15 protein-coding genes and 1 pseudogene are annotated in these 18234 nt (G+C 61.7%); 9 read left to right on the forward strand and 7 right to left on the reverse strand.

What is annotated here, in order from left to right:
- Positions 1-85 precede the first annotated feature (85 nt).
- The 3 genes and pseudogenes from IEX16_RS08195 to IEX16_RS08205 all read right to left on the reverse strand — a co-directional run bounded on the left by IEX16_RS08195 (position 86) and on the right by IEX16_RS08205 (position 2166).
- Positions 86-523: pseudogene (locus tag IEX16_RS08195) on the reverse strand (VOC family protein).
- Positions 524-964: 441 nt separating this feature from the next.
- Positions 965-1486, reverse strand: coding sequence for an RcnB family protein (locus tag IEX16_RS08200; protein ID WP_229676248.1), 522 nt, complete (start codon positions 1484-1486; stop codon positions 965-967).
- A 248-nt stretch (positions 1487-1734) separates the two neighbouring features.
- Positions 1735-2166, reverse strand: coding sequence for an EF-hand domain-containing protein (locus IEX16_RS08205; protein WP_188707846.1), 432 nt, complete (start codon positions 2164-2166; stop codon positions 1735-1737).
- Positions 2167-2495: 329 nt separating this feature from the next.
- Here IEX16_RS08205 and IEX16_RS08210 point away from each other — a divergent pair, with 329 nt between their 5' ends.
- From IEX16_RS08210 to urtE, 8 genes are all read left to right on the forward strand, one after another.
- Positions 2496-3632 (forward strand): AI-2E family transporter, encoded by a 1137-nt coding sequence (locus IEX16_RS08210; protein WP_188707847.1) that lies wholly within the window; start codon positions 2496-2498, stop codon positions 3630-3632.
- A 248-nt stretch (positions 3633-3880) separates the two neighbouring features.
- Complete coding sequence (locus IEX16_RS08215) at positions 3881-5209, forward strand: phosphoribosylglycinamide synthetase C domain-containing protein (RefSeq protein ID WP_188707848.1); 1329 nt, start codon at positions 3881-3883, stop codon at positions 5207-5209.
- Between the two features lie 108 nt (positions 5210-5317).
- Complete coding sequence (locus IEX16_RS08220) at positions 5318-6793, forward strand: iron-containing redox enzyme family protein (protein WP_188707849.1); 1476 nt, start codon at positions 5318-5320, stop codon at positions 6791-6793.
- Between the two features lie 183 nt (positions 6794-6976).
- The gene (gene urtA / locus IEX16_RS08225; RefSeq protein ID WP_188707850.1) at positions 6977-8254 is read left to right on the forward strand and encodes an urea ABC transporter substrate-binding protein; all 1278 of its coding nucleotides are present in this window, start codon (positions 6977-6979) and stop codon (positions 8252-8254) included.
- Positions 8255-8456: 202 nt separating this feature from the next.
- Complete coding sequence (gene urtB / locus IEX16_RS08230) at positions 8457-10031, forward strand: urea ABC transporter permease subunit UrtB (RefSeq protein ID WP_188707851.1); 1575 nt, start codon at positions 8457-8459, stop codon at positions 10029-10031.
- 1 nt (position 10032) lies between these two features.
- Positions 10033-11151, forward strand: a complete 1119-nt coding sequence (urtC, locus tag IEX16_RS08235) for an urea ABC transporter permease subunit UrtC (RefSeq protein ID WP_188707852.1) — start codon at positions 10033-10035, stop codon at positions 11149-11151.
- Positions 11148-12029, forward strand: a complete 882-nt coding sequence (urtD, locus tag IEX16_RS08240) for an urea ABC transporter ATP-binding protein UrtD (protein WP_188707853.1) — start codon at positions 11148-11150, stop codon at positions 12027-12029. Before urtC ends, urtD begins: the two co-directional genes overlap by 4 nt.
- Before the next feature lie 642 nt (positions 12030-12671).
- A complete protein-coding gene (gene urtE, locus IEX16_RS08245; RefSeq protein ID WP_188707854.1) occupies positions 12672-13364 on the forward strand; it encodes an urea ABC transporter ATP-binding subunit UrtE in 693 nt (230 codons plus the stop codon).
- 118 nt (positions 13365-13482) lie between these two features.
- On the opposite strand, the gene IEX16_RS08250 is transcribed toward urtE, so the two are convergent.
- Positions 13483-14694 (reverse strand): cation:proton antiporter, encoded by a 1212-nt coding sequence (locus IEX16_RS08250; protein WP_188707855.1) that lies wholly within the window; start codon positions 14692-14694, stop codon positions 13483-13485.
- A 108-nt stretch (positions 14695-14802) separates the two neighbouring features.
- On the reverse strand, positions 14803-15615 hold the full coding sequence (locus IEX16_RS08255) for a M48 family metallopeptidase (protein ID WP_188707856.1): 813 nt from the start codon (positions 15613-15615) through the stop codon (positions 14803-14805).
- A gap of 240 nt (positions 15616-15855) precedes the next feature.
- Between IEX16_RS08255 and IEX16_RS08260 the strand changes: the two genes are divergently transcribed.
- The gene (locus IEX16_RS08260; protein WP_188707857.1) at positions 15856-16293 is read left to right on the forward strand and encodes a DUF3597 domain-containing protein; all 438 of its coding nucleotides are present in this window, start codon (positions 15856-15858) and stop codon (positions 16291-16293) included.
- Between the two features lie 8 nt (positions 16294-16301).
- On the opposite strand, the gene IEX16_RS08265 is transcribed toward IEX16_RS08260, so the two are convergent.
- Positions 16302-17132: an urease accessory protein UreD gene (locus tag IEX16_RS08265; RefSeq protein ID WP_188707858.1), complete on the reverse strand. Its 831-nt coding sequence runs from the start codon at positions 17130-17132 to the stop codon at positions 16302-16304.
- 356 nt (positions 17133-17488) lie between these two features.
- A complete protein-coding gene (locus IEX16_RS08270; protein ID WP_229676249.1) occupies positions 17489-17890 on the reverse strand; it encodes a bacteriocin in 402 nt (133 codons plus the stop codon).
- Between the last annotated feature and the right edge of the window lie 344 nt (positions 17891-18234).

Raw genomic sequence — 18234 nt, forward strand, 5'->3', positions numbered from 1 at the left:
TCTCCCGGGGTCTGCATGAATACGGCTGAAACCCTTTTTGCACGCTCGCAAGCAGCTTTTTATTCGATAGCATATCGAGCAGAATTCAACCCATCATGGCGGTATAGCGACGCTGCATTTCCTCGGGCGCCACCACTTCAATGCTGTGCCCCACGTTCCAGCGATGGCCGAAGGGGTCAATGAATCAGCCCGAGCGTTCGCCGTAGAACTGGTCCTGGGCGGGAATTTCCAGCATCGCGCCAGCTTCCATCGCGCGCGTGATCACATCGACGCAGTTGTTGACATGCAGATGCAGGCTCATGGCCTGCGAAGCGCCAGCCTGCGGTGCCAGGATGTCGTATTCCGGAAATTCGTCCGACAGCATCAGCGTCGCGCCCTTGAAGGCCAGCTCCGCATGGCCGACACGGCCGCTGGGCTCCACCAGCCGGAATTTCTCGGTGACGCCGAAGACGGGGGTGTAGAAGTCAATCGCTGCGCTGGTGTTTTTGACACGCATGCAGACAAACAATTCGTGAACCGCCATGGCGGTCTCCCGGAAAATGGGCAGGTGCGCTTGTGCACCTTCGATCCCGCAGCTTAGGCGGCTTGTCTTCGCCTGTCTTGAACAAAAATGGACATCGCCAGGCGCGGCCAAATAAAACCGGCACATGGTTGGCGACGACCGGGCGGGCCACGCGGTATTGCCCGGGCGTCAGGCCTGAGAAGTCGCGGAAGTCGCGGTTGAAATTCGGTTGGGCACTGCAACCCGCAGTCAGAGGGCGACCTCGGACAGGCCCGCCTGCCGTCGCCCCTGGCCCTGCATCAGGCGCCACAGAGTGACGGCCAGGCGCAGCACAAGGTGAATTTCGCCAGCAGCAATAATCTACGGGGGTGCAGGCAGCGCGTGCGGCGTGGCCGGCGCGTTGAACCACATCGACCGTACCAGGGCGGCCGGCGCTGGGCGGGGTGCGCGCTCCATCCGCTCCTAGATGCGGCCCAGATCCTGGATCGCGTCGACGATCATGCCGGAGCCCACGGCAATCAACAAAATGTCTGCCGCGACACGCACATATTTGTGACCCGCTGGCGGAGCGCCGAGTTGCACCACTACCGACTGCGGCACCGGGTAGTAGCGCACATCGCTGGGCAGCGACTGGCCGACAGCCCATTTTTTGGCCTGACCGGGGGGCAGGCAACCATTGTTCTTTTTGGCCAGGCCGGGCGGGCAACGGCCGGCGCGGTATTGCTGGCCGTAGTATTCCTGCACCACCACACGTTGCGGCGCACCGAAGTAGCCACCGACGCTGACCTGGGCTGGTGCTACGCCGACCGCGGAGTCCTTTTTTCCGTCGATGCGGTTTTCACTGCGATTTTCTTTCTGCTCGTGTTTGCCGCCTTTTCCCTGGCCGGCCCATTCGGGTTTTTCGGCCCAGGCAGAACCGGCAATCAGAGCACCGATCAGTACCAGGGGAAGCATGGAAATGCGAAAAGAAGAGTGGGTAGTCATCGTGTCACCTTGTGGGTATTGAATTTTGTAGTGGTGCAGCGGACGAGGTCCGGTCGGCTCGTCCACCACTTCATAACGCGACAGCCTGGATGTCGTTGGCCGCTTGCTTGCCAGAGCGTCCCTGACGCGGTCTTGTCCTACAACAAGTTTGCGCCAGCCTGTCTCTTCATCATCCCGGACGCACTTAAACCGCTATCGATCTGCAGTCCGCCAGCGCCGGTGGGAGACCCTGCGTGTCAGTCTCAGTCTCAGCGATTTTTATCGGTGGCCAGGGCGCTTTCAAACTCCTGGCGCGACAACACGCCATCCTTGTTGGCGTCGGCCTCGTCAAAGTGGCGTGCCACGCCGCGAAAACCAGCGGCTTCATCGCGGCTGATTTTGCTGTCTTTGTTGCCGTCGATGAAGCGGAAGGCCTGCGCGATCTGCGCGACCGTGTATTTGCGCTCGGTGGACGCAGCGGCTGCTGCCGCAATTTGTGCGGTTGCGGAAGCTGGTTGGGGCGTTTGCGCCTGTGCGCTTGCGCCGAACAGCACCACCGCCGTCCCCAACGCAAACAAGTTGCCGAGCACGAAGAGGGTGGGCGCGACGATTTTGCCGCTGTGTGGATTCACCAGGCCAACCAGAGGCGCGGAGCCCGCACGGGCGGAGGAGGGTGGTTGGCAATCGGTGAGAAAAGTCATGGGAGTTTTAACCGGTGGTAAGACACCATGCTATTGGAGGCCAGGAATCGCCTTGAAGCCAGGGCCTTTGCAAGGTGTTTCCCCGAGTTACATCCGGCACGCTGTGCGACACATTTCTTTGCACACACATCGCGACTTACCGTCTGACAGCGATCCTACGCGGTAGTCAAGGCCAGCCGGAAATTTAAGGAAAAGAGCCCTCGAGCCCATAGCTGGCGGGTGCAAGCAGCTACGAATTCAGTAGCAAATGGCAAGGCGACCTGGGCGTGGGTGTTTTGTCGCTACCATCGCTGCAAACCCCGGCCCTTTTTTTGCACAGGCACCGCATCATGAAACTATCCAGCATCGCCCGATCGACCTCTTTGGAGAACCGGTTTTTCCTGCTCCTGCTGCTGCTGGTGTCGCTGGCCTTTGCCTGGGTGCTCTGGCCGTTTTATGGCGCGGTGTTCTGGGGCGCCATCTTCGCGCTGATGTTCACGCCGCTATTTGCGCGCCTGCTCAAGGCCATGCCGGGCCGGCGCACGCTGGCCGCGCTGGCTGCACTGACCATCATCCTGGTGGCCGTGATCCTTCCCTTGGGTCTGATCGTTGCCTCACTGGTGCAGGAGGCCTCCGCGCTGTACCAGCGCATGCAGTCGGGCGAGTTCAGCGTCGGCATGTACTTCCAGCAGGTGTACGGCGCGCTGCCGGCCTGGGTCACTGGCCTGTTGGACCGCTTCGGGCTGAGCAACACCGGCGTGATCCTGGAGCGGGTGTCGGCCAGTCTGTCCAAGGGCAGCCAGTTTCTGGCCACGCAGGCGCTCAACATCGGCCAGAACGCCTTTGATTTTGTGGTCACCTTTTTCGTGATGCTTTACATCCTGTTTTTCCTGCTGCGTGACGGCGGCGCGCTGGCGCAGCGAATCCGCGATGCGGTGCCGCTGGAATCCGGCATCAAGCGCGAGCTGTCCAGCAAGTTTGTCACCGTGATTCGCGCCACCGTCAAGGGCAATGTGGTGGTTGCCATGCTGCAGGGCGCGCTCGGCGGCCTGATCTTCTGGATGCTGGGCATCCACGCGCCGGTGCTGTGGGGCACGCTGATGGCGTTTCTCTCACTCTTGCCGGCCGTGGGCGCGGCGCTGGTCTGGGGGCCGGTGGCGATTTATTTTCTGATCACCGGTGACCTGACGAAGGGCCTGATCCTGATGGCTTTCGGCGTGTTGGTGATCGGCCTGGTGGACAACATCCTGCGTCCGCTGCTGGTAGGCAAGGACACCAAGATGCCCGACTTCGTGGTGCTGGTTTCGACCATAGGCGGCATGGCGATCTTCGGCCTGAACGGCTTTGTGATCGGTCCGGTGGTGGCAGCGATGTTCATGGCGGCCTGGGACCTGTTCGCCAAGGCGCGTGAGGAAGCGGCGCAGCCGGTGGTGCTGTCACCCGCACCGGTTGCTGCGCCGCAGGGCGAGGACGCGAAAGAGCGCTAGTCACCGGGCGAAAAGCCGCTCGTTCTCAGGGAAACTGGCCCTGGCCCCCGTTCGTTAAACGTAGATAGCTATGAATTTCATAGCATTCTGGTCGTTCTGATGCGCTCCGCGCCTACATGATCAGGCACCGAATGGCTGCGCCGGTCACGGCGCACGGCCCCTAGGCTTGGGAACCTCATCCCCTCAAAACCATCCACCGCCATGCCTGACTTACGCCTTTGCTTGCCTGCGGGCCACCCCAGCCGGTCATGAGATTTCTCGGCGTCGGCGAACACAACGACCTCGCAGCCATGTACCACGGGCTGGCGGCACGCGGCCACGAGGTCCGGGTGTTTGTCGCGGACCCGGCCTGCCACGATGTGTTCGGCGGCATGCTCGAACGTGTTAGCGACTGGCGCGCCGAACTGGACTGGCTTCGCGCGGCAGGTGAGGGCGGTTTGGCCCTGTTCGAATCGGCCGTTGACGGAGAGGCCCAGGATGAACTGCGCCGCGACGGCTTTCGGGTCATAGGCGGCAGCGCGCTTGGTGACCGGCTCGAAGCGGACCGCGAGTTCGGCCAGCAGGTGCTGCGCGCAAGCGGCCTGCAAACCGCACGCAGCCACAGTTTCAGCGCCTATGCCGACGCCATCGGGTTTCTCGAACGCACAGGCGGGCGCTACGTCCTGAAGTTCAACGGGGCCGACAGCCCGCGCACCCGCAATTACATCGGCGAGCTCGACGACGGCGCCGACATGCTGGCGCTGCTGGCGATGTACCGCGACCATGCGCTGCCGGGCGCCCGGCCCGACTTTGTGCTGATGGAGCATTTGCAGGGCGTGGAGGTCGGTGTCGGCGCCTATTTCAATGGTGAGGAATTTCTCGACACCGCCTGCATCGACTTTGAGCACAAGCGCTTTTTCCCCGGCGAACTCGGTGAGCTGACCGGCGAGATGGGCACCATCGTAAGTTACCGCGGCGCGGAGCGCCTGTTCGACGCGGCGCTGGCGCCGCTGGCCGCCCTGTTGCGCGAAGGCGGCTACTGCGGCTACATCAATGTCAATCTGATTGCCAACGAAGCCGGGCTCTGGCCGCTGGAGTTCACCAGCCGTTTCGGTTACCCGGGCTTTGCCATTTGCGAGGCCCTGCATGCCGAACCCTGGGAAGACATTTTTGTGCGCATGTTGCGGCGCGACAGCCTGCGCCTGCACACGCGTGAAGGTTTTGCCGCAGGTGTGGTGCTGACGGTGCCGCCTTTTCCCTATCGCCAGGGTTATGAAGAACTGTCCAAAGGCGAGCCAATCTGCTTTCGCCCGCAGATGAGCGCGGCCGACCACGAGGCTCTGCACTTCGCGGAAGTTGCCAGGGTGGGTGGCCAGCTGGTCACCAGCGGCGCCAGTGGTTATATCGGGGTCGCCACTGGAACCGGCGGCAGCGTGCGCCAGGCGCGCGACCAGGCTTACCGGGTGGCGCGGCAGGTGGTGATTCCGAACCTGCGCTACCGCTCCGACATCGGGGACCGCGTGATCTCGCGTGACCTGCTCACGCTGATGGTGCTGGGCTGGCTGGACGCTGATGCGGCGGTGCAGGGCGGCGGCTAGCCCGGCGCTGTGGAGGTAGGAGGTTTCCCACCTGCGCTGAGGCGGCTCACCGATACGACAGATGCCCGGCCGCACGCATCCTGAATTGCTCTTACTACCTGACTGACCATGTATATCTCTGCGAATGAATGGTTTTCCCGTCCGCCGGTTGCGCCTTCCGGCCCTGCCGCGCTGGCCGTGCCCGGCGGATCGCTGGCACATTTCTACAGCCGGCTGCTGGCAGCCGATACCCCAGACGCCCTGAAAAGCGAGGCAGGCTCTTTCCTCGATGGGCAGATTGCTGCAACCGCCGGCCTGCCCTGCGACCTGCCGGAGACCCCGCAGGAGCTTGAGGTCTGGATGCACGCCGGCGCGCAGCGCACTACCGCGGCCTACGGCCGGTATCTGGAAGAACGCCACGCCGGGGTGCCGCGCCGCTATTTCAGCAACCGGGCGCATGCGCTGTACTTTCTTCGTGCCGTGGCGCCGACCAAGCTGGTAGACGGCGCCTGGTTGTACGGCCTGCTCAAGCACTGGCGCAATCCGCGCTTCGCCGACCTGCTGCGCACCTATGTCGAGGAACTGGGCGACGGCGCTGCCGACAAAAATCATGTCGTGATCTACCGTGCACTGATGACGCGGTACGGCCTGGATTCTCTCGACAAGCTCGACGACGGCCTGTACACGCAGGGCGTGATCCAGCTCGCGTTGGCCTGCACTGCCGAAGATTATTTGCCGGAAGTGATTGGTTTCAATCTCGGTTATGAACAGCTGCCGCTGCACTTGCTGATTACCGCCTATGAACTCAACGAGCTGGGGCTGGATCCCTATTACTTCACACTTCATGTGACGGTGGACAACCCGGACGCCGGGCACGCTAGGCGCGCGGTGCAGGCGGTGCTGGACAACCTGCCGCGCCTGGACGATGCCGATGATTTCTGGCGCCGCGTGCGGCAGGGCTACCAGCTCAGCAACGCGGGCGTGGGCAGCACCGATGTGATATCGGGCTTCGACATCGAGCAGCAAGTGGTGCGTATCTTCTCGCACAAAAGCGCCGCCGGTCACGGCGCGCACTCCGACTACTGCCGCGTTGCCGGGCGCAACATCAACGACTGGTTGGCACGCAAGGAGGACGTCCCCGAATTCCTGGCTGCATTGCAAAAAGCCGGCTGGATCAAGCGCGGCGCGCCCGTGGAAGAAAGCCGCTTCTGGAGCTTGTTGCAAGGCGCGCGCGCCGAGATGTTCGGTGTGTTCAGTCCGTATGAGCTGCAGCTGATCCACGACTGGATACGTGGCGAGGCCAGTCAGGACGGCCGGCCTTTTACCGAGGCCGACGGTGGTGCTGATACGGCGCGCCGCCCCAGTTTCCGCGTTGCGGCCCGGCTCGCTGCCACCCGTGGCGTGTCTGCTTTTGATGCTGGTTCTGCCGCCGACACAGAGGACTTGCTCGATGCAGACCTGCAGGCACTCACGCAGCAACTCGCCAGGCTCGATGCCGCCGGCCAAGGACGGCTGCTGGTGCAGGCCATGGCGCCCAGCCAGCACTGGACGCCGGCTGGTCTGCAGGCGACGCGGTTGTTCATGCGGCGCATGGGCAGTTTTTGATTCGTACTGGCGACATGGGCGTCGGTCACTCAAAGGTCCTGTAGGCCCCTTCCTACATACGCCACCCGGCGTATAGCCCGTTCGCCCTCCGGTCTCCAGAATCACTGCATCGCTTCGTAAAGGCCGCCTCCCGCGGCTTTTGCGGAGCGACAAGTGATTGACCCCCTACCGGAGAAGCTACACATGCAACGTCGTTTTACCCTCAAGGCGCTGAGCGCCGCCGTCGCCCTGGCGGGCCTCTCTGTCCTGCCAGCCCATGCCCAGTCGGGCGGCACCATCAAGGTGGGCATTCTGCACAGCCTGTCGGGCACCATGGCCATCTCGGAAACCGTGTTGAAAGACACCGTGCTGATGGCGATTGACGAAATCAATGCCAAGGGTGGCGTGATGGGCAAGAAGCTCGAGCCCGTGATCGTGGACCCGGCTTCCAACTGGCCGCTGTTTGCCGAAAAAACCAAGCAGTTGCTTGGCCAGGACAAGGTCTCGGTGATTTTTGGCTGCTGGACCTCGGTGTCGCGCAAGTCCGTGCTGCCTGTGGTTGAAGAAATGAACGGCCTGCTGTTCTACCCCGTGCAATACGAAGGTGAAGAGCTGTCCAAGAATGTGTTTTACACCGGTGCGGCGCCCAACCAGCAGGCCATTCCTGCGGTTGATTACCTGATGAGCAAGGCCGGCGGTGGCGCCAAGCGCTGGGTTCTGCTGGGCACCGACTATGTGTACCCGCGCACCACCAACAAAATTCTGCGTGCCTACCTGAAGAGCAAAGGTGTGGCCGACAAGGACATCGACGAGAAATACACACCGTTTGGTCACTCCGACTACCAGACCATCGTGGCTGACGTGAAAAAATTCTCTGCCGGCGGCAAAACCGCTGTGGTCTCGACCATCAATGGCGACTCCAATGTTCCTTTCTACAAGGAACTGGGCAACGCCGGCCTGAAGGCCAAGGACGTGCCGGTTGTCGCCTTCTCTGTGGGTGAAGAAGAGCTGCGCGGGGTGGACACCAAGCCGCTGGTCGGCCACCTGGCTGCCTGGAACTATTTCCAGTCGATCAAGAACCCGGCCAACACCGAGTTCATCAAGAAGTGGGGCGACTACGCCAAGGCCAAGGGCATCGCCGGTCACAAGGACAAGCCTTTGACCAACGATCCGATGGAGGCGACCTACATCGGCATCAACATGTGGAAGCAGGCTGTCGAGAAAGCCAAGTCCACCGACACCGACAAGGTGATCGCCGCCATGGCCGGCCAGACCTTCAAGGCACCGTCCGGCATCGTCTCCAAGATGGACGAGAAAAACCATCACCTGCACAAGTCGGTGTTCATTGGCGAGATCAAGGCCGACGGCCAGTTCAACGTGGTGTGGAAAACACCCGGCCCGGTGAAAGCAAAGCCATGGAGCCCGTACATCGAAGGCAACGACAAGAAGCCCGACGAGCCGGCAAAAATGGCCTCCAAATAAGGCCGCTGCCGCAGGTTTTTCGGACCTGCGGTGCAAACCGCACCTGGGTTGCAGAAACAGGTGCGGTTTTTTTTGGTCTGGCCCAGTTCTTGCACTACTCCGGTGCATGAACCGGGTCACGTTTTTCCAAGGAAGTTGCAGTCTGGGCATGACAGCAAGCCGTACCGGCGCGCTGCGGTGCCCACCCTACAGGTTCATTACCATGATGATGCGCACACTTCTTTTATTCGCCGCTTTTTTACTGTCCGCCGGCGTCCACGCCCTGAGCCCGGAAGAGGTCAAGGGCATGGCGCTTGGTGAGACCGAGACACGGGTCGAGGCGCTGATCAAGGCCTCTGCCGTACCCGACGAGAAAACCGCCGCCTTCATCCAGGCCCTGGCCGATGATGCCGTGAAGACAGCCGGTGACAAGGTGTTTGTCATCAAGAACGACAAAGCCTACGACCCCGTCACCGGCGCCGAATTGACGGTGCCCGCAGATGCCGAGGACGTGATCAACAACAACCTGATGCGCGGCGAACTGGATAACGCTTTGGCCGCGCTCAAGTTGTTCTCGAAGGAAGAAAAGCTTCGCGCCGAGGCCATCAAGACCCTGTCAGGCGGGGCCGACGAATCGCGCCTGCCGCTGATTGAAAAAGCGTATGCCGCCGAGACAGTGCCCGCACTGAAAAGCCAGCTGGAAATGGTGCGCGCCACGATCCTGCTGAGCAGCAGCGACAAGGCCAAACGCCTGGAAGCCGCCGCCCGCCTGTCGGGCAGCAACAACCCGATCAGCAAGACGGTGCTGATCGCGCGCCTGTCCGAAGAAGACGACCCCGAGGTCAAAAGTGCGCTGCAGGCATCGCTGCGCAAGGTCGAGTCCGCGCTGGCCTGGGGTGACAAGCTGGGCGCGGTCTTCAGCGGCATCAGCCTGGGCAGCATCTTGCTGCTGGTCGCGCTGGGTCTGGCCATCACCTACGGCTTGATGGGCGTCATCAACATGGCGCATGGCGAACTCATGATGATTGGCGCCTACGCCACCTACGTGGTGCAGGGCTTGTTCCAAAAATATTTGCCCGGTCTGTTCGACTGGTATTTGCTGGCGGCGGTGCCGGTGGCCTTCATGGCATCGGCCCTGATGGGTGCGGCGCTGGAGCGCGGCGTGATTCGTTTCCTTTACGGCCGGCCTTTGGAGACTTTGCTGGCGACCTGGGGCATCAGCCTGATGCTGCAGCAACTGGTGCGCTCCATCTTCGGTGCGCAAAACGTCGGCGTCGAAAACCCGGTCTGGATGAGCGGCGGCGTGCAGGTGCTGGGCAATTTGTCGCTGCCCTACAACCGTTTGGTCATCATCGGATTTGCAATTGCGGTGTTGCTGGGCATGGCCTGGCTGATCAGCAAGACGCGGCTGGGCCTGTTTGTGCGCGGCGTGACGCAAAACCGGCCGATTGCCTCGTGTATGGGCGTGAACACGGCGCGCGTGGACACCTATGCGTTTGCACTCGGTTCGGGTATCGCGGGTCTGGCCGGTTGCGCGTTGAGCCAGGTCGGCAACGTCGGACCGGACCTGGGCCAGGGCTACATCGTGGATGCCTTCATGGTGGTGGTACTCGGCGGCGTGGGTCAACTCGCAGGCACTGTATACGCGGCCATGGGGCTGGGCATTTTGAACAAATTCCTTGAAGGCTGGACCGGTGCGGTGCTGGCCAAGATTGCGGTGCTGGTGCTCATCATCATCTTCATCCAGAAGCGGCCCCAGGGCATCTTCGCGATGAAGGGCCGTTCAGCGGAAGCGTGACATGACCCTATCCACACATTCGATTACTCTTCCGGCCAAGGGCCCTTTGCTTACCGGCGCGGGCTGGAGCACTTTTCTGGTGGCGCTGCTGGTGGTCTGCGCGCTGGCGCCGGCGCTTAACCTGCTGGTGCCCGAAACCAGTGTGTTCCACATGAGCACCTACGCGGTCGCGCTGCTCGGCAAGATCATGTGTTACGCCATCGTGGCATTGGCCATGGATCTGATCTGGGGCTACACCGGAATTTTGTCTCTTGGGCACGGCTTGTTTTTCGCGCTCGGTGGTTACGCTATGGGTATGTATTTGATGCGCCAGATCGGTCGTGACGGAAACTACAAAAGCGACTTGCCCGATTTCATGGTGTTTCTCGACTGGAAAGAGTTGCCCTGGCACTGGACCTTCAGCGACAGCTTTGTCGCCACGTTGTTCCTGATCGTGCTGGTGCCGGGCGTGGTGGCCTTTGTGTTCGGCTACTTCGCTTTCCGTTCGCGCATCAAGGGTGTGTACTTTTCCATCATCACCCAGGCCATGACATTTGCGGCAATGCTGCTGTTTTTTCGCAATGAGACGGGTTTTGGCGGCAACAACGGTTTCACCGATTTCAAGCGCATCCTGGACATGCCGATTGCCACACCCAACATGCGAATGCTGCTGTTCGTGATCACCGGGCTGACCCTGCTGGGTTTCTTCCTGTTTGGCAAGTGGCTGGTGCGCAGTAAGTTTGGCCGGGTGCTCCAGGCGATTCGTGATGCTGAAACCCGCGTCATGTTTTCGGGCTACAACCCGATTGGCTACAAGCTCACGATCTGGACGATCTCGGCTGTGATGTGCGGCATTGCCGGCGCCCTGTATGTGCCGCAAGTGGGCATCATCAACCCCAGCGAGATGAGCCCGGCCAATTCAATAGAGATGGCGATCTGGGCTGCTGTGGGCGGGCGCGCCACTTTGGTGGGGCCCATCGTCGGCGCTTTCATCGTCAATGGCGCCAAGAGCTGGCTGACGGTGGCTTATCCCGAGTACTGGCTGTATTTCCTGGGGCTGCTGTTCATCGCAGTCACGCTGTTTTTGCCGAATGGCGTGGTGGGACTGGTCAAGAAACTCAGGAAGGGAGATGCCAAATGACACCTGACCTTCTTGAGCAGGGGGCGCAGCGTATCGAGCGACGCCGCGTGGCGCTTGAGGCCAACAAGTCCAATACCGCGTCCGGTGGCCGCAACGCCAGTGCAGGCCGCATCGCCACGCCTGGCGAAGTCGATGTGACACACGGCCGCATTTTGTATCTGGAAGACGTCAGCGTGAGTTTCGACGGCTTCAAGGCCATCAACAAGCTGTCACTCGACATCGCGCCGGGCGAGTTGCGTTGCATCATTGGGCCCAACGGCGCCGGCAAGACGACGATGATGGACATCATCACGGGCAAGACCCGACCGGATGAAGGCACGGTTTTTTTCGGCAGCACGATTGATTTGCTGCGCCACACCGAGCCGCAGATTGCACAACTCGGCATAGGCCGAAAGTTCCAGAAGCCCACGGTGTTCGAGCAGCTCACGGTATTTGAAAACCTCGAGCTCGCGCTCAAGACCAACAAGGGGGTCAAGTCCTCGATGTTCTTCCGTCTGGACTCGGCGCAAAGCGACCGGCTTGCGGAAATTCTGGTGACGATTCACCTGGCCGACGGTGTGCACCGCATGGCCGGCAACCTGAGCCACGGGCAAAAGCAGTGGCTGGAGATTGGCATGCTGTTGATGCAGGACCCCAAGCTGCTGCTGCTCGACGAGCCGGTGGCAGGCATGACCGATGAGGAAACCGCCCGCACGGCCGAACTGTTTCTCACGCTCAAGGGCAAACATTCGCTGATGGTGGTGGAGCACGACATGAGTTTCATCAAGACGATTTCGGAAATCGTCACGGTGCTGTGTGATGGTGCCGTGTTGGCGCAGGGAACGCTGGACCAGGTGCAGGCGGATGAAAGGGTTATTGAGGTGTACCTTGGACGTTGAACTCCTCGCCGTTTGGGCGGGGCTTGCTGAAGCCTGTGCATGCTTGGGCGGCTCTGGGTCTTCGGGCAAGCCGGGTCTCGCCCCGGCGGGCGAGGCACTTTTCTTTGCGTCGCCAAAGAAAAGTACCCAAAAGAAAGGCGACCCGATGGTCTGGGTCCCCTGCGCTGCGCTTCGGGGCAACCTGCGGTACTCGCCAAAAGCGGGGTCTCGCTCGAACTCGCCTTCGGCTCAGACAATCGCGAGCCCTGATCCGCTTTTGCCTGCGCTCCTCGGCCCAGCCCGACGGGTGGTGGGCTCGGGAGCGGGCACGGGCTCCGGCGGGGTCGCGCTTTGCGCGTCCCCGCCTCCCCGGATCCGATTCCTTCCTCACAGCCCGTTTGGCCGGGCCGAGCAGCGCAGATGGAGGCGGTGTCAAGGGCGGCAGTTGTTTGAGCCAAAGGCGAGTTCTGCCGACCCCCGCCGTAATCGAGCAGCGCAGGTTGCCTGGAGCGAAGCGGAGGGACCCGGACAGTCGGGTCGCCTTTTCTTTGGTGACTTTCTTTTGGCGACGCAAAAGAAAGTTACTTGCCGCCGGGCAACCCCCGGCTTGCAGGCAAACCACCACGGCTTCAACGCTCCAACAAGCGTGATGGAGATCAACAAATGCTGACAGTCAAAAACATCAACCAGTACTACGGCGGCTCCCACATCCTGCGCGATGTCAGTCTGGAAGCTCACCTCGGCAAAGTCACGGTGCTGCTGGGCCGCAACGGGGTCGGCAAGACCACCTTGCTCAAGTCGCTGATGGGCCTGGTGCCGATCAAGACCGGCAGCATCGAGTTCGATGGCAGGTCGATCCAGAACGCCACGTCGTATGAGCGGGCAAGGGCTGGCATCGGTTTTGTACCGCAGGGCCGCGAGATTTTTGCGCGCCTGACGGTCGAAGAAAACCTGCGCATGGGCCTGGCCTACAAAAGCGCGAGTACGCCGATCCCGGCGGAACTGTACGAATTGTTTCCGGTGCTAAAGCAGATGCTGAACCGCCGCGGCGGTGACCTGTCGGGCGGGCAGCAGCAGCAACTCGCGATTGCGCGTGCGCTGGCAGCCAAGCCCAAGCTGCTGATCCTGGATGAGCCGACCGAGGGCATCCAGCCCAGCATCATCAAGGACATTGGCCGCGTGATCCGCATGCTGGCCGACCGCGGTGACATGGCCATCCTGCTGGTTGAGCAGTACTACGACTTCGCCGAAGAACTGGCCGACGATTATCTGGTGATGGAGCGCGGCGAATTCATCGCACGCGGCCAGGGCAAAGACATGCAGGCCAACGGCGTGCGGCAACTGGTGGCGATTTGAGGCTAGACGTTTTGTCGGCTGTCATTTCGGACCCGATCCGCAATCTGTGTCCGCCTGCCTGCGACAGCGGCTCATGGGACATGGATCCCGGATCAGGTCCGGGATGACAACCCGGGCCTCACTTCGTCCTGAAAATAATTTCTTTCATGCGCTGAAGCCTGGGTGCGACGACGGGCACCGTCAGCATGGTGCTTGCAATGGCCATCAACAGCAGGGCGGTGAAGGACTCGTTGGTGATGATCTGTTTGTCCAGCAGGATGTTGGCAAAAATGATCATGATCAAACCCTTGGTCTGCAGCAGCCAGCCCATGATGGAACTTTCGCCCGGCGCCCACTTGAGTACCCTGCCTGCAATGTGGATACCGATCAGCTTGCCGGCCACCGAAGCCACCAGCAGCACAGCCGCGGCGATAAACACCGCTTCGCCGCCCACCGACCAGTTGGTGCGCAGGCCTGTGCTCAGGAAAAACACCGGCATCATCACCAGCAGTACATGGTGGCGCAGCATGTCCATGTGCTCCTGGTTGAACCAGTCGCTGTCCATGACTGCGCCGGCCAGGAAGGCACCGACCATGTAATGCAGGCCGGCCCAGTCAGCGCCGAAGGCACCGATGATCAGCCAGATCAAGCCGGCGTACCAGCGGTCGCGCTCAGGCATCCACACCATCAGCTTGCGGAAGATGTAGCTGAGCACGGCAAAGGCCGCGAGAAAACCGGCCTGCCGGCCTACACGTTCCCAATCCATCAGGATCAGGGCGAGCACGCCCCAGATGGCGATGTCGTCGAGGCTGGCGTAACGCAGGATGCGCTGTCCGATGGGCTGGCGCAGGATGGCGAGTTTTTCCATCAGCAAGATCAGGATGGGCAGGGCGGTCACGGCGCAGGCCATGCCGATACCCATGACAAATTGCCAGCGCATGCCCTGCGGCCCGACCCAGCCCTCGTACATCAACATGCCGGCAGCAGCCACGCTGCCAAAGAGCAGCGGCGTGCCCAGCGCCAGGCCGGCGGTGATGCTGCTTTCACGGCGGTGCGTCCAGGCTTTTTTCAGATCGAGCTCGATGCCCGCGATCCAGACAAACACCATGACCGCCCACAAGGCGATGCCGTTGAGCGACTGCACCACAGGTGCGCTGAACACAAAGGCGTAGTAGTCGGGATAAACCTTGCCCAGGATGCCGGGGCCAAGCAGGATACCGGCGATGATCTGCACCACCACCAGCGGCGCGTAATAGTCGGTGTTGAACAGTCGCCAGATCAGGTAAGGCACCGTGAAGATGATCGCCATGGCGATCAGGTAAATCTCGGTCGTGGTCATGACTGCGTGCATGGCTCTCCCTCTGTATTGTTCTTTTCAAGGCGCAGGTCTTTGTGCGCCGGACTGATGGTAACCAGTCAGCCGGCGGACCGAAGCTGGCCCGCGATCACAGGCGCAAGATCAGCGCCGCGCCGCCTGGTATAGCGGTGTCACCGTTGGCAGCAGGGCCTGGATCTGCTGCACCCGGTTGCTGTCGCTCGGGTGGGTGCTCAGAAAGTCCGGCCTGCCGCCGCCACTTCCGGTGGCGCTGCCCATCTTCTGCCACAGGCTTACGCCGGCCTGCGGGTTGTAGCCCGCGCGGGCCATCAGTTCGAGGCCGATACGGTCGGCTTCGGTCTCGTGGGCGCGGCTGAAACGGCTGGCGACCAGCGCTTCGTAGGCCGCACCGGTGATCTGGGATGCACCGCCGCCCAGGCCCAGCAACTGGGTTCCGATACCGATGGCGGTCTGCGCGGCGGTGGCTTGCGAGACCTGCTCACGCGAATGCTCGCGCAGCGCGTGGGCAATTTCATGCCCCATCACAACCGCGATTTCCTCGTCGCTCAAGTTGAGCTTGCGCACCAGTCCTGTGTTAAACATGATTTTCCCGCCAGGCATGCAAAAGGCGTTGAGCTGTTCGCTCTCGATAATGTTGACTTCCCACTTCCAGCCCGGGGCGTCGCCGCGAAAAACCGCGGTCTGCGGCTGGATGCGCGCGGCAACTGCGCGTACACGCGCCAGCATCGCCGCATCGGTATTCAGGGCGCCTTTGGCAGACGCATCTGCCTTGAGCTTGGCGTAAGCCTGCTCGGCCATGGCATTGAGTTCTGCAGAAGACACCAGCAGCAGTTGGGACCGGGAAGCGCCAACGGCGCCGCTTTCCGTGGTGCTGGAGCAACCGGCGAATGCCAGCGTCAGGACCATCACGACAGGGGTCAGCATGGAAGTTTTCATGGCGTCTCGCAGAAAGAAGGAGGAAGATGGCGGCAAGGTGGCGTTAACCGCCGAAAGCTCATTGTGCGCAACTCGCGATCGTTGAAAGTAGGACGCGCGGGCCAGCCGTCGTAGGTGCCCATCGTCAAAATCGGGGTACGGATTGAAGGCATTTTCCGACAAGCGAGCGCGCCTTTGACTGTTTGCTGCCAGCTCGTCCCGCACCCAGGATGAAGTGTCACTTCAAAAACGGAACCCCTTATGAGCATTCTTAGCAAAATCTTTGGCAAAATTTTCCCTTCGGCACACGCCCAGACGCCCCCGCCATCGTCAAGCGCCGGCGGCTCGTTGTCCGCTGACGAAGCAGCTGCCGCTTCGGCCGCCTCTGACGCGGCTTCGCGTGCCGCAGGCGCTGCCGCGGCAGCTTCCGCCACCATGGCCGAGGTGGACGTGAAGGCCTTGCTGGATGACATGGCCAGTAAAAACCCGCAAAAACTGAACTGGAAGACGTCTATCGTCGACCTGATGAAGTTGCTGGACTTGGACAGCAGCCTGGGTGAACGCAAGGAACTGGCCACGGAGCTGGGTTACACCGGCGACATGAACGACAGTGCAACCATGAACATCTGGCTGCACAAGCAGGTCATGAACAAGCTGGCAGCCAACGGCGGCAAAGTGCCTGCCGATCTGCGCGACTGAGCCAGCTTTCAGGTTGACCAGATACGCGGGCTTGGGGCGGCCTGGTCCCAGAAATGTTGGCGCCAACTTTTCCAGACCTGTTTGAGCAAACCCATGGCGGGCTCGACCAGCGGCGCCAGCACACGCACTACCACCACCTGCGCATTCGGGCTGGTCACGCCCGTCGTGTTGCACAACGAATGCGCCTGCATGACCCCACGCGCGAGGTCCAGCGCCCCTTCGCGGCGCTTGCGCTCGAGTTTGCTGCCGCTGGCAAAAAACAGGGTGGCTACACAACGCTGACCGGCCAAGCCCAGCGGGCTGTCCATCAGCAAGGGGTCATTGGCGCGGATGCGAGCCCGCTCCAGCCAGACACCGGGCAGTTCGATGTGCTGGCAAAAACTGCCTTCGATATAGGGCTGGCTGGCGCTCGGCAAGCCAAGTGCGGTCACGTCCCAGCCCATCAGCTCGGCGCCGGGCGCAAGATCCAGTGTCAAGTGGTTTTCCGCCAGGCAGCCGCTGTAGCACAGGGCTTCCATCGGCAGCCATTCAGCGCGTGCGCCTGCCTCTAGCTGGATGCGGGTGCGCTGCAGCGCGGTTTCACCGAGTGACTTGTAAAAGCGTGTGGCGCCAGGCGTGGTGATCAGGCCGTGGCTGCCAGTGGCGGCCGTGACCGTGATGTCCAGCGTGTCGCCCCCCACCAGGCCTCCTGGTGGATGCACCAGCACGTTGTGGCAGACAGCGGCGCCTTCGGGGTAGAGGCTTTGCAGGATGCGCAGCGGACCGTCATGGCGGAAGTGCGCGACTGTCTTGCCGGCCTGCAGGGAGTAGTCGAGGGAGAGCGTTGCGTTCCAGGCCATCGGTCGAGTTTAACCGCGCATGGGTACACCCCGAAGCCCTGGATGCTATTGAATTTATAGCTGCTTGCTCGCGGCTGGCGGGGGCTAGAGGCATATTTTCTTGTAAATACGGCCTGATGGATGTCGCTCCGGATGGGGTGGTGTTCCAACAAGCCGGGTCTCGCCCCGGCGGGCGAGGCGCTTTTCTTTGCGTCGCCAAAGAAAAGTGCCTGAAAGAAGAGGTGTTGGGGATGTGATGGCAGGACCAAATTTGCTAGCAAGGTGATAACTGCATTCGCCGGTAAAGCAAAGGCCAATGGCCGATTCTGGCCAAAAATCCCGCACTCCAAGGATGTAAATGAAGACTGCCCGACGAATCACGGGGACAAGTCGTCACGCTCCGTGTCGCGGGCGTGGGTGTCATCCCTTGTCTCCGATGTTGGGATGACTGTGGCGGTATCAGCTGGTTTCACCAAAGAGCCCGCAGCCGCACCGCCCAATGCCCCGGCGACGACACCCACGGTGCCGCCGACCAGTACACCGACAGGTCCCGCCAAAGCAGCCCCCACGGCTGCGCCTGCAGCGGCGCCGGCGACCATGCCCCCGCCCGTCAATACCGAACCCGCTTCGCGCTCAGACTCTGACGCGGTGATGGGGGTCTGGGCCGCAGACTCCGGGTCCTGCGACGGAATCCCGTGACCGGGACGAGCCTGCTCGGCAAGGTCCTTGTCTACCGGCGGGGCGATGACCGGGGACGTCGTAGTGGTGGTTGGGAGCATGGGGGTTTCCTTGGCGTTGACTTGCGAGGCAAAAGCGCTCACTGTCATTCCGTTGTAGCCCCCTCAACCGCAGCAGATGCCGTCTTGAAGGCCGCACCACTGTCGGACAAGGCCGTGGGCTGGGGACAATCACTCAGCCGGATGCCAAGCCAAACCGTGACTTGGTCCGGGACCATGCGGCTTGCCCATGCCGTTTGGTGTGCCAGCAAGCCGGGGGTTGCCCGGCGGCAACTCACTTTTCTTTTGCGTCGTGTATGGACCGGACACATGGTGGATAGGTGTGCGGGGACATGGGTGACACTTTCCGGTCAATTAGCCGGGAGGACCTTATGCCATGGAAAGCG

This window comes from Polaromonas eurypsychrophila (assembly GCF_014641715.1).
In the GTDB taxonomy this organism is placed as follows: Bacteria; Pseudomonadota; Gammaproteobacteria; order Burkholderiales; family Burkholderiaceae_C; genus Polaromonas; species Polaromonas eurypsychrophila.